A 17,115-nucleotide genomic window follows, 5' to 3' on the forward strand; every position below is an offset into this window, starting at 1 on the left:
CGTCACCGCCGAGTTAGCCGCAAACGTGACGGCCGCCCCAAGGGGCGGCCGTTTTGTTCACGCATCAGCTGTTGTTGTGGTCGACCTTGATGGTCGGATCGCTGCCGGCAATCAGGTTGTGAATGTTGGCGCTCGACCAGTTGTTGCCTTCCAGTTTGATCGTCACGTCCGGCGTGGCGGCTGCCGCGTCGCCGGAGTTGAACTTGCCCGCCGAGCTGACTTGCAGCGACGACGTGCCATCAACCGTGGTGATCTTCAGGAAGTTGTCGATGGTGCTGCCGGTTTCACCCTGCAACAGATCGCGCAGGTCGATGCGGTCACCTTCGTTGGCGTTGAAGTCCTTGATCACGTCATTGCCGGTGTCGCCTGCTTTCCAGACGAAGGTGTCGGCACCGGAACCACCGATCAAGATGTCGTTGCCCTGGCCGCCGATCAGCGTGTCATTGCCGGTGCCGCCGAGCAGGATGTCATTGCCCTTGCCGCCGTCGAGCAGGTCGTTGCCGCCCGAGCCGAACAGGATGTCATTGCCTGCGCCACCCAGCAGCGTGTCGTTGCCGTCATGTGCGCCGGATACATCGAACGCCTGATAGTGCTCGGTGATGTACTGGTGCACGTTGCTGGTGGTGACCTTGCTGACGTCGACCCCGGTCTGCTGCGCCACGAACGCCTGCATCGCCTGATAACCCTCGCCGGCAATGCCGTTGAAGCTCACCAGGTCGCCGAACAGGATGTCGTTGCCGTCGCCACCGCTGACGGTGTCGTTGCCCGGCAGCGTCGCTTCGGTGTGGCCGATGATCGAGTTGGCCAGATCCTTCGGATCGATGTTGGTCTGCGGCGAGTGATCCGAGTCATACGGTTTCAGGTCGTTGAGGCTGACACCGCTGTTGATACCGATCGCCTCGACATTCGACAGACCGCTGAGCAAGGCGAAGCTGCTGGTCGAGTTGTCGGTGGTGGCCGAGCTGGTGCTGCTGCCGCTGCCCGCCAGACTCGACAGCTCATAGGTACCATCACCCTGAGCGTGAACCGTGCCCAGGTTGGTGGTGGTCCAGCCACGGCCAGTGTAGGTCTGCAACTGGGCATAACCGCTGGCGGTGATGCTCAGGTAATGCGTGTTGTCGATGTACGTGCTGAAGGTATCGCCCAGCTTGTAGTTGCTGGTTGTCACCACACTGTCGAACTTCACGCTGCCGTACAGCGTCGGGTTGGTCTGCTCGCCGCTCTGGTAGTAGGTCGGCTGGCCGTCGGTGATGAAGTACGTGAGGTTCTTCGCCCCGGTGTTCGCCACAGCTTCCGCGCTCTGGAAGAAGTTGGCCGTGGTCTTGAACACGTCCTCGTAGTTGGTGCCGCCGCCGGACGCCATCGAGTCGAGCACGGCTTTGAGCTTGGTCAGCGCGTTCGGGTCGTTGAGGTTCACCGACACCGACTTGTTGACCTGGGTATCGAAGTCCGCCAGGAAGATGTTCACCGTGCCCGAGTTGCTGCCGCCCAGGCTCTGCTTGAGGGTGTTGAACACCGAGGTCAGCGAGTCCTTGGCCGCGTTGATCGACGAGGTGCTCATGCTGCCCGAGCTGTCGACCATGAACGCGATGTTGTAGTTGGTGCCCGGCACCACGGTCAGACCACCGATGTCGGCGACCATGATGTCGTTGCCATCGGTACCGTTGAAGGTGTCGTCGCCAGAGGTACCCACCACCGCGTTATAAACCGCCGGCACCACGGTGACCGGAATCGTCGCGGTGCTGCTGGCCGAACCGCCGACCATTTCAGTGGAGGTCGAGGTCACGGTCAGGTTGAACTGGCCGTTGTAGTAGGTCGGCGGGGTTACGGTCAGGCTGCCGAGGTTCCAGCCGGTGACGTTGGCTTCGCCGTTGCTCGCGGTGACTGTGAAGGTGTGACCGTTGCCGTCGGAGAGAACCGAGCCGACCGGCGCGCCACTGATCTTCACGCTCAGGGTTTCCGAACCGTCGGTATCGGTCAGCGCGGTGTTGATCGCCGACAGTTTCACCGTGGTGCCTTCGGCGCCGGTGTTGAGCTTGTAGCCGTCGTAATAGCCTTCGCCGTTTGTGCCGTGCAGATCGGAGACAGTCACACCGGAATTCACCAGATCCTGCACCCCGGTGTAGATCGGCACGCCGGCGCTGCTCAGGTCGATTGGCGTGCTGCCGTTGACCGACAGGTTCACGTCATAGCTGCCCGGGCCGCTCTGGTTGTGGTGGTAGATGTCCAGGGTGTAGTAGCCGCTGGTGGTCGGGGTGAACGAACCGCTGATCGCACCGCCCGCGCCCCAGGTACCCGACGCCACGCTCTTGCCGCCAATGGTGATCAGCAGGCTGTCGTCAGCCACACCGCTGAAGCTGTAGGTCTTGCCGGCTTCCAGATAGATCAGGCCCGAGGTCTTCGACGCGGTACCGGCGGTCACGCTGCCGTCGGACTGCACGTTATTCACGTTGGTGCTGGAGTTCGGGGTGCCGGCGCCGTCGATCACGTTTTTCAACGTGGTCGAGTCAGCGCCGTTGCCGCTGGTGCCCAGGCCCGACAGGCCGGTCCAGACTTCCTTGACCAGCCCGGTGGACTTCACGCTGTTGTCGGCCACGCTCACGGTCGGCGCATCCGCCACTGGCGTGATGTCGATCTTCACGGTGCCGGTGTTGCCCAGCAGTTGGCCGTCGGTTGGCTGGAACTTGATCTGCGCGTAGTCGGCCTGGTTGTTGCCGACGCCGTTGCCGCCGTAGCCGTTGACCCCCGATTCGTTGGCATCCGGCATGAAGCGCAATTTGCCAGCGTCGATGTCAGCCTTGCTGAAGGTCTGGTTGTTGGCGACGTCTTTCCAGGTCGAACCGTCCAGATACTGCAGTTTGCCTTCGCCCGGCAGCTGGGTGATTTTGATGCCCAGGCTGCTGGCCGGGCTGTCGACGTCGGTCACACCGAAGGTCGACCAGCCGAGGATCAGCGGGGTGTCTTCGGTGCCGGTGACGTTGACCGGAGCCGCAACCGGCGCATCGTTTACCGCCACCACGTTGACCGTGGTGGTCGCGGTGTTGGAGTAGTTACCGCCATCGGTCACGGTCACGGTGATGATCCGCGGCACGGTGCTCGGGTCTTCACTGCTGTTGGTGAAGGTGATGTTTTTGATCGCCTGCATGTAGTCGGCGAGCGTCGCGTTGCCCGACAAGGTCAGGGTCACGGTGCCGTTGGTGCTGTTGGCATTGATCGTGATGCCGTTGACGCTGTTGCCGAGGTTCAGTGCATCGCCGTCCTGACGGTTGGTCAGCACGATGGTCGCGCCGGTCAGCATGGTGCTGTCCGGGTCGGTGATCGTCAGGTCAGTGTCGGCAATCGACACGCCGGCGCCCGGGGTGTTTTCGGTGAAGGTCACCTTGTAGTCGGCACCGGTGGCGCCGCTGGAGTTGTTGGCATCCAGGTCGATGACCGGTGGCGCATCGTTGTCGATGATCGAGGTGCTGACACTGCCGTTGGTGCTGCTGACGGCCAGGTTCTCGAAGTTGCCGCCGGTGGCCGAGTCGATCTTGACCACGAAGTTCTCGGTGCCTTCGGTGATCTTGTCATCGATGGTCGCGACGTTGAACTGCGCGCTGCTGGCGCCCGCCGGAATCTTCACGGTGTACACGCCAGTGAAGTCCGAACCGTCGGCAGCGGTGCCGCTGTAGACGATCTTCAGGGTCACGTCGGTTTGCGCCGGGTGCGTCAGGCTGACGGTGTAGCTGGCGGTCTGGCCTTCGGTCACCGAGGTGCTGCCGGTGATGCTGACGGTGGTGGTGTCGATGGTATCGGCGACGTTGGTCACGGCCGGTGTCGTGCTCGGTACCAGGTTCTCGAAGTTGCCACCGCTGGCGTTGGTGATGGTCGCCTGCACGCTGCCGGCGTCTTTGTAGACGTCGTCAGCCGGAGCCGGAACGGTCACGGTGCCAGTGGTTTTGCCGGCGTCGATGGTGATCACCGAGCCGTTGCTCAGGGTCACGGTTACCGGGGAACCGGCAGCGTTGCTCAGGGTGGCGGTGTAGGTGATCTGGCCGCCCTCGTTCACCGCCGGGGTCGCGCTCAGCGACAGGCTGGTGGTGTCGACGGTGTCGGTCACGGTGGTGCTGACCGGGGTTTTGTCGGCTACCAGATTTTCGTAGTTGCCGCCGCTGACGTTGGTGATCGCATTGGTCAACGGTGCGTGGCCGGTCAACACGTCGTTCGGCGCAGTGGTGGTCACGGTGCCGGTGGTTTTGCCGATGTCGATGGTGATGGTCTGGCCGTTGGACAGGGTCACGACAACTGGCGAGCCAGTCACAGGCGCACCGACAGTGGCGGTGTAGGTGACAGTGCCACCCTCGGCGACAGTACCCGTGGCGGTGAGTTTCACGCCAGTGGTGTCGATGGTGTCGGTGACGCTGGTTACGGCTGGCGTGGTGCTTGGCACCAGGTTTTCGAAGCTGCCACCTGTCGCCGACTTGATGGTCGCCTGCACGGTGCCGGCGTCTTTGTAGACGTCATCGGCTGGTGCAGGAACGGTCACGGTGCCGGTGGTTTTACCGGCGTCGATGGTGATGACTGCGCCGTTGCTCAGGGTCACGGTCACTGGCGAACCCGCGGCGTTGGTCAGGGTTGCGGTGTAAACGATCGAGCCACCTTCGGCCACGGTGCCGGTCGCGGACAACGACAGATTGGTGGTGTCGACGGTGTCGGTCACGGTGGTGCTGACCGGGGTTTTGTCGGCCACCAGGTTTTCGTAGTTGCCGCCGCTCACGTTGGTGATTGCGTTGGTCAACGGCGCGTGACCGGTCAGCGCATCGTTCGGTGCGGTGGTGGTTACGGTGCCGGTGGTTTTGCCGATGTCGATGGTGATGGTCTGGCCATTGGACAGAGTCACCACGACTGGCGAACCAGTGACTGGCGCGCCGACGGTGGCGGTGTAGACGACGTTGCCGCCTTCAGCCGCTGTACCGGTGGCAGACAACTTCACGGTAGTGGTGTCGATGGTATCGGTGACGCTGGTCACGGCCGGTACGGTGCTTGGTACCAGGTTTTCGAAGTTGCCGCCGCTGGCATTGGTGATGGTTGCCTGCACGGTGCCGGCGTCTTTGTAGACGTCATCAGCCGGGGCAGGAACGGTCACGGTGCCAGTGGTTTTACCGGCGTCGATGGTGATCACGGCGCCGTTGGACAGAGTCACAGTGACCGGCGAACCAGCCGCGTTGGTCAAGGTCGCGGTGTAGATGATCGAACCGCCCTCGGCGACCGTGTTGGTGGCGCTGAGGGACAGGTTGGTCGTATCGACAGTGTCGGTCACGGTGGTGCTGACCGGTGTCTTGTCGGCTACCAGATTTTCGTAGTTGCCGCCGGTCACGTTAGTGATCGAGTTGGTCAACGGCGCGTGACCGGTCAGCGCATCGTTCGGTGCGATGCTGGTCACGGTGCCGGTGGTTTTGCCGATGTCGATGGTGATGGTCTGACCGTTGGCCAGGGTCACGACGACAGGCGAGCCGGTAACTGGCGCACCAACGGTAGCGGTGTAAGTGACGGTGCCACCTTCGGCCACGGTGCCCGTGGCGGTGAGTTTCACGCCCGTGGTGTCGATGGTGTCGGTGACATTGGTCACGGCTGGCGTGGTGCTTGGAACCAGGTTCTCGAAGCTGCCACCGGTCGCGGTTTTGATCGTTGCCTGAACAGTGCCGGCGTCTTTGTAGACGTCGTCGGCCGGGGCAGGGACGGTGACGGTACCGGTGGTTTTACCGGCGTCGATTGTGATCACGGCGCCGTTGCTCAGGGTCACGGTCACTGGCGAACCAGCGGCGTTGGTCAGCGTTGCGGTGTAAACAATCGAGCCACCCTCGGCCACGGTGCCGGTCGCGCTCAGCGACAGGTTGGTGGTGTCAATGGTGTCGGTCACGGTGGTGCTGACCGGAGTCTTGTCGGCGACGAGGTTCTCGTAGTTGCCGCCGCTGACGTTGGTGATGGCGTTGGTCAGTGGCGCATGACCGGTCAACACGTCGTTCGGTGCGGTGGTGGTCACGGTGCCGGTGGTTTTGCCGACTTCGATGGTGATGTTCTGGCCGTTGGCCAGAGTCACGGTCACTGGCGAACCGGTTACCGGTGCACCAACGGTCGCGGTGTAGGTGACGGTACCACCTTCAGCAGCAGACTCGGTCGCGGTCAGTTTGACCGTGGTGGTGTCGATGGTGTCGGTGACGCTGGTCACGGCCGGGGTGTTGCTGGTCACCAGGTTTTCGAAATTGCCGCCAGTCGCGGTCTTGATCGTGGCCTCAACGGTGCCGGCGTCTTTGTAGACGTCATCCGCTGGAGCCGGAACGGTCACGGTGCCGGTGGTTTTGCCGGCGTCGATGGTGATCACGGCGCCGTTGCTCAACGTCACGGTAACCGGCGAGCCGGCAGCGTTGGTCAGCGTCGCGGTGTAAACGATCGAGCCGCCTTCGGCCACGGTACCGGTCGCGGACAGCGACAGGTTGGTGGTGTCGACGGTATCGGTGACTGTGGTATTGACCGGGGTCTTGTCGGCAACGAGGTTTTCGTAGTTGCCACCACTGACGTTGGTGATCGCGTTGGTCAGCGGCGCGTGGCCGGTCAGCGCATCGTTCGGTGCGGTGGTAGTGACGGTGCCGGTGGTTTTGCCGACTTCGATGGTGATGTTCTGACCGTTGGCCAGAGTTACCACGACTGGCGAGCCCGTCACTGGCGCACCAACGGTCGCGGTGTAGGTGACGGTACCCCCTTCGGCAGCAGACTCGGTCGCGGTCAGTTTGACCGTGGTGGTGTCGATGGTGTCGGTGACCTGAGTCACAGCCGGCACGGTGCTCGGTACCAGGTTTTCGAAGTTGCCACCGGTAGCGTTGGTGATCGTTGCCTGAACGGTGCCGGCGTCTTTGTAGACGTCATCGGCAGGTGCCGGAACGGTCACGGTGCCAGTGGTTTTACCGGCTTCGATGGTGATCACAGCGCCGTTCGACAGGGTCACGGTGACTGGCGAGCCAGCCGCGTTGGTCAAGGTCGCGGTGTAGATGATCGCACCGCCCTCGGCGACCGAATTGGTTGCGCTCAGGGACAGGTTGGTGGTGTCGACTGTATCGGTAACGGTGGTCGAAACCGGGGTTTTGTCGGCGACCAGATTCTCGTAGTTGCCACCGGTCACGTTAGTGATGGCGTTGGTCAACGGCGCATGGCCGGTCAGCGCATCGTTCGGTGCGGTGGTGGTCACGGTACCGGTGGTTTTACCCACTTCAATGGTGATGTTCTGGCCGTTGGCCAGAGTCACGGTCACTGGCGAACCGGTTACCGGTGCACCGACGGTTGCGGTGTAGGTGACGGTGCCACCTTCAGCAGCAGACTCGGTCGCGGTCAGTTTGACCGTGGTGGTGTCGATGGTGTCGGTGACGTTGGTGACGGCCGGAACGGTACTCGGCACCAGGTTTTCGAAGTTGCCACCAGTAGCGGTGGAAATGGTTGCTTCGACTTTACCCGCGTCTTTGTAGACATCGTCGGCCGGTGCCGGAACGGTCACAGTGCCGGTGGTTTTGCCAGCCTCGATGGTGATCACGGCGCCGTTGCTCAACGTCACGGTGACTGGCGAACCAGCGGCGTTGGTCAGGGTTGCGGTATAAACGATCGAGCCGCCTTCGGCCACGGTACCGGTCGCGGACAGCGACAGGTTAGTGGTGTCGACGGTGTCGGTGACGTTAGTGCTGACCGGGGTTGTGTCAGCCACGAGGTTTTCGTAGTTGCCACCGGTCACACCGGTGATCGAGTTGGTCAGAGGCGCATGACCGGTCAGCGCATCGTTCGGTGCAGCGGTGGTCACGGTGCCAGTGGTCTTGCCGACTTCGATGGTGATGTTCTGACCGTTGGCCAGGGTCACCACAACCGGAGAGCCCGTGACTGGTGCGCCGACGGTTGCTGTATAGGTCACGGTGCCGCCTTCGGCCACCGAGGTATCGGCGGTCAGTTTGACGGTCGAGGTGTCGATGGTGTCGGTGACTTCGGTGACAGCCGGCACGGTACTCGGCACCAGGTTCTCGAAGTTGCCACCGGTGGCGGTGGAAATGGTCGCTTCGACTTTGCCCGCGTCTTTGTAGACGTCATCGGCAGGCGCCGGAACGGTTACGGTGCCAGTGGTTTTGCCGGCGTCGATAGTGATTACGGCGCCGTTGCTCAATGTCACGGTGACTGGGGTGCCGGCCGGATTGGTTAGGGTCGCGGTGTAGACGATCGAGCCGCCTTCAGCGACGGTGCCAGTGGCACTGAGCGACAGGTTGGTGGTGTCGACGGTATCGGTGACATTGGTCGAAACCGGCGTTTTATCCGCCACGAGGTTTTCGTAGTTACCGCCGCTCACGTCGGTGATGGCGTTGGTCAGTGGCGCATGTCCGGTCAACGCATCGTTCGGCGCGGTGGTGGTCACGGTGCCTGTGGTCTTGCCGACTTCGATGGTGATGTTCTGACCGTTGGCCAGGGTCACGACCACAGGCGAGCCGGTTACCGGAGCACCGACGGTGGCGGTGTAGGTGACGGTGCCACCTTCCGCAGCCGATTCGGTCGCGGTCAGTTTGACCGTGGTGGTGTCGATGGTATCGGTGACATTGGTGACGGCCGGCACAGTGCTCGGTACCAGATTTTCAAAGTTGCCACCGGTAGCGCTGGAAATGGTCGCTTCGACTTTGCCGGCATCTTTGTACACGTCATCGGCTGGCGCCGGAACGGTCACGGTTCCAGAGGTTTTACCGGCGTCGATGGTGATCACTGCGCCGTTGCTCAACGTCACGGTAACCGGTGAGCCGGCAGCGTTGGTCAGCGTCGCGGTGTAGACGATCGAGCCACCCTCGGCCACGGTGCCGGTCGCACTGAGCGACAGATTGGTGGTGTCGACGGTGTCGGTGACATTGGTCGAAACCGGCGTTTTATCCGCCACGAGGTTTTCGTAGTTACCGCCGCTCACGTCGGTGATGGCGTTGGTCAGCGGCGCGTGGCCGGTCAACGCATCGTTCGGCGCACTGGTAGTCACGGTGCCAGTGGTTTTACCCACCTCAATGGTGATGTTCTGACCGTTTGCCAAGGTCACCACGACCGGCGAGCCAGTCACTGGCGCGCCGACAGTCGCGGTGTAAGTGACGGTGCCACCTTCCGCAGCCGATTCGGTCGCGGTCAGTTTGACCGTGGTGGTATCGATGGTGTCGGTCACGTTGGTGACGGCCGGAACGGTGCTAGGCACCAGGTTCTCGAAGTTGCCACCGGTAGCGCTGGAAATGGTTGCTTCGACTTTACCCGCGTCTTTGTACACGTCGTCAGCCGGAGCTGGAACGGTTACGGTGCCCGACGTTTTACCGGCTTCGATGGTGATCACCGCGCCGTTGGACAGCGTCACGGTCACCGGCGTCCCGGCCGGATTGGTCAGGGTCGCGGTGTAAACAATCGAACCACCCTCGGCCACCGAGTCGCTGGCGGTCAGGTTCAGGTTGGTGGTGTCGACGGTGTCCGACACCGAGGTGTTCGCCGGTGTCTTGTCGGCCACCAGGTTCTCATAGTTGCCGCCGGCAACCTTGTCGATGGCCACGCTCAACGAGCTGCCGCCCGCCAATGGGCTGTTCGGTGCAACGAAATTCACGCTGCCGGTGGTCTCACCGACGGCGATGGTGATGGTCTGGCCATTGGACAGAGTGACCACAACTGGCGAGCCGGTTACCGGCGCGGTGACGCTCGCGGTATAAACCACGGTTTCGCCTTCGGCGACGTTGGCGGTGGCGGTCAACGACACGGTGGAAGTGTCGATGGTGTCGTTGACGGTGGTCACGGCCGGGGTGTTGCTGGTCACCAGGTTTTCGAACTCGCCACCGGTCGCGCCCTTGATGGTCGCCTCAACGGTGCCGGCGTCCTTGTAGACGTCATCCTTCGGCGCATCGACGGTCACGGTGCCGGAAGTTTTGCCGGCGTCGATGGTGATCACCGCGCCATTGCTCAAGGTCACGGTCACCGGAGTGCCGGCGGCGTTGGTCAGGGTGGCGGTGTAGGTGATCTGCCCGCCTTCGTTCACCGCCGGCGTCGCGCTCAGCGACAGGTTGGTGGTGTCGACGGTGTCGGTCACGGTGGTGCTGACTGGCGTCTTGTCGGCGACGAGGTTTTCGTAGTTGCCGCCGCTGACATTGGTGATCGAGTTGTTCAGCGGCTCATGACCGTTCAGCGCATCGTTCGGAGCGGTGGTCGTCACGGTGCCGGTGGTCTTGCCGATGTCGATGGTGATGGTCTGACCGTTGGCCAGGGTCACAACAACAGGTGCGCCAGTCACTGGAGCGCCAACAGTCGCGGTGTAAGTGACAGTGCCGCCTTCAGCCACCGAAGTATCGGCGGTCAGCTTCACGGTCGAGGTATCGATGGTGTCGGTGACTTCGGTGACGGCCGGAACGGTGCTCGGCACCAGGTTCTCGAAGTTGCCGCCCGCAGCATCCTTGATCGTGACTTCGACCTTGCCGGCGTCTTTGTAGACGTCATCGGCAGGTGCTGGAACGGTCACGGTGCCGGTGGTTTTACCCGCGTCGATGGTGATCACGGCGCCGTTGCTCAGGGTCACGGTGACCGGCGAGCCGGCAGCATTGGTCAACGTCGCGGTGTAAACGATCGAACCGCCCTCAGCCACGGTACCGGTCGCGCTCAGCGACAGGTTGGTGGTGTCGACGGTATCGGTCACGGTGGTGCTGACCGGGGTTTTGTCGGCAACCAGATTCTCGTAGTTGCCGCCGCTCACGTCGGTGATGGCGTTAGTCAGCGGCGCATGACCGTTCAACGCATCGTTCGGTGCGGTGGTGGTCACGGTGCCGGTGGTCTTGCCGACTTCGATGGTGATGTTCTGACCATTAGCCAGGGTCACGACCACAGGCGAACCGGTTACCGGAGCACCGACAGTCGCGGTGTAGGTGACGGTGCCACCTTCAGCAGCGGACTCGGTTGCGGTCAGTTTCACCGACGTGGTGTCGATGGTGTCAGTGACTTCAGTCACTGCCGGAACAGTGCTCGGAACGAGGTTCTCGAAGTTGCCGCCGGTTGCACCGTTGATGGTGACTTCGACTTTGCCGGCATCTTTGTAGACGTCATCGGCTGGTGCTGGAACGGTCACGGTGCCGGTAGTTTTACCGGCTTCGATAGTGATCACCGAGCCGTTGCTCAGGGTCACGGTGACTGGCGAGCCAGCAGCGTTGGTCAGGGTCGCGGTGTAGGTGATCGAACCACCCTCGGCGACCGAGTTGGTGGCGCTGAGCGACAGATTCGTCGTGTCCACGGTGTCAGTGACGGTGGTGCTGACCGGAGTTTTGTCAGCGACCAGATTTTCATAGTTGCCGCCGGTGACGCCGGTAATCGAGTTGGTCAGCGGTTCGTGACCGTTCAGCGCATCGTTTGGCGCAGTGGTGGTCACGGTGCCGGTGGTTTTGCCGACTTCGATGGTGATGTTCTGACCGTTGGCCAGGGCCACGACCACAGGCGAGCCGGTGACTGGTGCGCCAACGGTAGCGGTGTAGGTGACGGTGCCACCTTCAGCGACCGAAGTATCGGCCGTGAGTTTCACGGTCGAGGTGTCAATGGTGTCAGTGACTTCGGTGACAGCCGGAACCGTGCTCGGCACCAGGTTCTCGAAATTGCCGCCTGCGGCGTCTTTGATCGTGACTTCAACCTTGCCAGCGTCCTTGTAGACGTCATCGGCTGGCGCTGGAACGGTCACGGTGCCGGTAGTTTTACCTGCTTCAATGGTGATCACCGAACCGTTCGACAGGGTCACGGTCACCGGCGTACCGGCCGGATTGGTCAGGGTCGCGGTGTAAACGATCGAACCACCTTCGGCAACGGAGCCAGTGGCGCTCAACGTCAGGTCGGTGGTATCGACGGTGTCGGTAACGTTGGTCGAAACCGGAGTTTTGTCCGCCACCAGATTTTCGTAGTTGCCACCGGTGACGCCGGTAATCGAGTTGGTCAGCGGTTCGTGACCGTTCAGCGCATCGTTTGGCGCGGTGGTGGTCACGGTGCCGGTGGTTTTGCCCACTTCGATGGTGATGTTCTGACCATTGGCCAAGGTGACAACAACCGGCGAGCCGGTTACCGGTGCGCCGACGGTGGCGGTGTAAGTGACAGTCCCGCCTTCAGCGACCGAAGTGTCGGCGGTGAGTTTGACCGTCGACGTATCGATGGTATCGGTCACTTCGGTAACAGCCGGAACGGTGCTCGGCACCAGGTTCTCGAAATTGCCGCCTGCGGCGTCTTTGATCGTGACTTCAACCTTGCCAGCGTCTTTGTAAACGTCATCGGCGGGTGCTGGAACGGTCACGGTGCCGGTGGTTTTGCCCGCGTCGATGGTGATCACCGAGCCGTTGGACAAGGTCACGGTCACCGGAGTACCGGCCGGATTGGTCAGGGTAGCGGTGTAGACGATCGAACCGCCTTCCGCCACGGTGCCGGTGGCGCTCAGGGTCAAGTTGGTGGTGTCGACGGTGTCGGTGACGTTGGTCGAAATCGGGGTTTTGTCAGCGACCAGGTTTTCGTAGTTGCCACCGCTCACGTCAGTGATCGCGTTGGTCAGTGGCTCGTGACCGGTCAACGCATCGTTCGGTGCGGTGGTGGTCACGATGCCAGTGGTTTTGCCCACTTCGATGGTGATGGTCTGACCGTTGGCCAGGGTCACAACAACCGGCGAGCCAGTCACCGGCGCACCGACAGTGGCGGTGTAAGTGACGGTGCCACCTTCAGCCACCGAAGTATCGGCGGTCAGTTTGACGGTCGAGGTGTCGATGGTGTCAGTCACTTCAGTGACCACAGGGACGGTGCTCGGCACCAGGTTCTCGAAATTGCCGCCGGTTGTTCCGGTGATGCTGACCTCAACCTTGCCGGCATCTTTGTAGACGTCATCGGCTGGCGCCGGAACGGTCACGGTGCCGGTGGTTTTACCTGCTTCGATGGTGATCACCGAGCCATTGCTCAGGGTCACGGTTACCGGAGTACCGGCCGGATTGGTCAGGGTTGCGGTGTAGACGATCGAACCGCCTTCCGCCACGGTGCCGGTCGCAGTCAGCGACAGGTTTGTGGTGTCGACGGTGTCGGTGACGCTGGTCGAAACCGGGGTTTTATCCGCTACAAGATTCTCGTAGTTGCCGCCGCTCACGTCAGTGATCGCGTTGGTCAGTGGCTCGTGACCGTTCAATGCATCGTTTGGCGCAGTGGTGGTGACGGTGCCGGTGGTTTTACCCACTTCGATGGTGATGGTCTGGCCGTTTGCCAACGTGACGGTCACTGGCGAACCGGTTACCGGGGCCCCGACAGTCGCGGTGTAAGTGACGGTGCCGCCCTCAGCGACCGAATTATCAGCGGTCAGTTTGACGGTCGAGGTATCGATGGTGTCGGTGACTTCGGTGACCGCCGGAACGGTGCTCGGCACCAGGTTCTCGAAATTGCCACCGGTAGTGCCGGTGATGCTGACTTCGACTTTGCCGGCATCTTTGTAGACGTCATCGGCAGGCGCCGGAACAGTCACGGTACCGGTGGTTTTACCGGCTTCGATGGTGATGACGGAGCCATTGCTCAGGGTCACGGTCACCGGGGTGCCGGCCGGGTTGGTCAGGGTCGCGGTGTAGACAATCGAACCGCCTTCAGCGACGGAGCCAGTGGCGCTCAACGTCAGGTTGGTGGTGTCGACGGTGTCGGTCACGGTGGTGCTGACCGGCGTCTTGTCGGCGACCAGATTCTCGTAGTTGCCACCGCTCACGCCAGTGATCGAGTTGCTCAGCGGCGCCTGGCCGTTCAGCACGTCGTTCGGTGCGGTGGTGGTCACGGTGCCGGTGGTTTTGCCCACTTCGATGGTGATGGTCTGACCGTTGGCCAGGGTCACGACAACCGGCGAACCGGTCACAGGTGCACCGACGGTGGCGGTGTAAGTGACGGTGCCGCCCTCAGCGACCGAATTATCAGCGGTCAGTTTGACGGTCGAGGTATCGATGGTGTCGGTGACTTCGGTGACCGCCGGAACGGTGCTCGGCACCAGGTTCTCGAAATTGCCACCGGTAGTGCCGGTGATGCTGACTTCGACTTTGCCGGCATCTTTGTAGACGTCATCGGCAGGCGCCGGAACAGTCACGGTACCGGTGGTTTTACCGGCTTCGATGGTGATGACGGAGCCATTGCTCAGGGTCACGGTCACCGGGGTGCCGGCCGGGTTGGTCAGGGTCGCGGTGTAGACAATCGAACCGCCTTCAGCGACGGAGCCAGTGGCGCTCAACGTCAGGTTGGTGGTGTCGACGGTGTCGGTCACGGTGGTGCTGACCGGCGTCTTGTCGGCGACCAGATTCTCGTAGTTGCCACCGCTCACGCCAGTGATCGAGTTGCTCAGCGGCGCCTGGCCGTTCAGCACGTCGTTCGGTGCGGTGGTGGTCACGGTGCCGGTGGTTTTGCCCACTTCGATGGTGATGGTCTGACCGTTGGCCAGGGTCACGACAACCGGCGAACCGGTCACAGGTGCACCGACGGTGGCGGTGTAAGTGACGGTGCCGCCCTCAGCGACCGAATTATCAGCGGTCAGTTTGACGGTCGAGGTATCGATGGTGTCGGTGACTTCGGTGACCGCCGGAACGGTGCTCGGCACCAGGTTCTCGAAATTGCCACCGGTAGTGCCGGTGATGCTGACTTCGACTTTGCCGGCATCTTTGTAGACGTCATCCGCAGGCGCCGGAACCGTCACGGTGCCGGTGGTTTTACCGGCTTCGATGGTGATCACGGCGCCGTTGCTCAGGGTCACGGTGACCGGCGAGCCGGCAGCATTGGTCAACGTCGCGGTGTAAACGATTGAACCGCCCTCAGCCACGGTACCGGTCGCGCTCAACGACAGGTTGGTGGTGTCGACGGTGTCGGTAACGGTGGTCGAAACCGGAGTTTTATCGGCGACGAGGTTCTCGTAGTTACCGCCACTGACATTGGTGATGGCGTTGGTCAGCGGTGGGTTGCCGGTCAACGCATCGTTCGGCGCGGTGGTGGTCACGGTGCCGGTGGTTTTGCCCACTTCGATGGTGATGGTCTGACCGTTGGCCAGGGTCACGGTCACTGGCGAACCGGTGACAGGCGCGCCGACGGTGGCGGTGTAAGTGACAGTGCCGCCCTCAGCGACCGACGTATCGGCAGTCAGTTTGACGGTCGAGGTATCGATGGTGTCAGTGACTTCGGTAACAGCCGGAACGGTGCTCGGCACCAGGTTCTCGAAATTGCCGCCGGTGGTGCCGGTGATGCTGACTTCGACCTTGCCGGCGTCTTTGTAGACGTCATCCGCAGGCGCGGGAACGGTCACAGTGCCGGTGGTTTTGCCGGCGTCGATGGTGATGACGGAGCCGTTGCTCAACGTCACGGTCACCGGGGTACCGGCCGGGTTGGTCAAGGTGGCGGTGTAAGCGATCGAGCCGCCTTCAGCGACGGTGCCGGTCGCGCTCAGCGACAGGTTGGTGGTGTCGATGGAGTCGGTGACGGTGGTGGTCGCCGGCGTGGTGTTTGGCAGCAGATTCTCGAAGTTGCCGCCGGTCGCACCGGTAATCGTGGTGCTGACGGTGCCACCGTTGTTGTAGACGTCGTTCGGCGCGGTCGGCACGTTGACGGTGCCAGTGGTCTGGCCGGCTTCGATGGTGATGGTCGAGCCGTTAGACAGGGTGACGGTGACCGGGGTCTGTGCCGGATTGGTCAGGGTCGCGGTGTAGGTGATCTGGCCACCTTCGACCACGGTACCGGTGGCGGTGAGGGTCAGGCCGGTGGTGTCGCGCGAATCGACGATGTTCGTTACGGCTGGAGTCGTGTTCGGTACCAGACTCTCGAAGTTGCCACCAGTGGCACCAGTGATGGTGGTGCTGACGGTGCTGCCGTTGTTGTAGACGTCATTCGGCGCGGTTGGCACGTTGACGGTGCCGGTGGTCTGGCCGGCTTCGATAGTGATGGTCGAGCCGTTGGACAGGGTGACGGTGACCGGCGTCTGTGCCGGGTTGGTCAGGGTCGCGGTGTAGGTGATCTGACCGCCTTCGGTGACGCTATTGCCAGCGGTCAGGGTGACGGTGGTGGTGTCGATGGTGTCGGTGACCTGAGTCGTGGCCGGGGTGGTCGGCGGGGTCACGGTAATGCCGTTGCCGCCGGTGGTGCCGGTGACGGTGACGTCGATCTGGGTCGGGTCGTTATAAACGGTGTCGTTCGGTGCCAGCGGCACGTTGACGGTGCCGGTGGTGGAACCGGCCGGAATCACGATCACCGAGCCGTTGGACAGAGTGATGGTCAGGTCGGTCAGCGGCGCCTGGGTCAGGGTCGCGGTGTACACCAGCACGCCGCCGGCTTCGGTGATGGTCGGCGTGGCGCTGAGGCTCAGGGTCGACTCACGCAGGGCGTTGGTGGTGGTGTCGGTGGTCTGGCCACCGGTGATGTTCTGTGCCACTTGTGCGCCGGAGTTGATGCCCGCGGTCGGGAAGCCGATGGTCGGATCGACGCGGCCAGCGGTGGCATCGAGCATCACGAAGCTGTGGCCGCCGCCTGCCGCGCCGCCAGTCCCTGCGGCGGTAGCGCCGGCAGCGGTGGCTTCAAGGGCGGTGGTCGGGTCGGCACCGGCAGCGATGGCTTGCTGCAGTTCGGCTACAGACGGCGCGGCCTGCGCGGTGGCCTCGGCCAGGTCAGTGCTGGAGTCGGGCGCGTTGGCGCTCCACTGGGTTTCACGGCCCAGGTCCAGGGTGCGGCCATCCGCCAGTTCCAGCGACACGGCGCCGGAGAGGCCGGTATCGATCTGGTCGCCGACGAACAGGCGATCGCCTTCAACGAGCACGCGGCGTACACCCTCGGGGGAGACCACGAATACCTGACCGACAATGCTTTTGACGATGGCAACAACACTGCTCATTGAAGACTCTCCGGGTGTCACGTTCAGTTGACTTCCATAGCCTGATGGCTTCGGCGCCGATTCAGTCTGGACGTACTTTAAAAATTTGCGAATCAAGATTGACGCTGTTTTTCGTCAATAATTTGGCTAGATTCTTTCGCTATTAACTTTATGCCAAACTATTGACCTTCTGGGTGCCATCCTAAACAATCGCCCCACTAATGTCACATTGATAT

1 protein-coding gene is annotated in these 17,115 nt (G+C 62.3%); it reads right to left on the bottom strand.

Features of this window, described 5'->3' with window-relative positions; translation table 11 throughout:
- Positions 1-64: 64 nt before the first annotated feature.
- Positions 65-16,900, bottom strand: a complete 16,836-nt coding sequence (locus VLA07_RS23900; protein ID WP_333991856.1) for a LapA family giant adhesin — start codon at positions 16,898-16,900, stop codon at positions 65-67.
- Positions 16,901-17,115: the final 215 nt, after the last annotated feature.

The organism is Pseudomonas sp. S3(2024), assembly GCF_036861315.1.
Lineage (GTDB): Bacteria > Pseudomonadota > Gammaproteobacteria > Pseudomonadales > Pseudomonadaceae > Aquipseudomonas > Aquipseudomonas putida_A.

Excerpts from the sequence above, each read along its gene's own strand:
- VLA07_RS23900 (WP_333991856.1), bottom strand. The coding sequence starts at position 16,900 with ATGAGCAGTGTTGTTGCCATCGTCAAAAGCATTGTCGGTCAGGTATTC.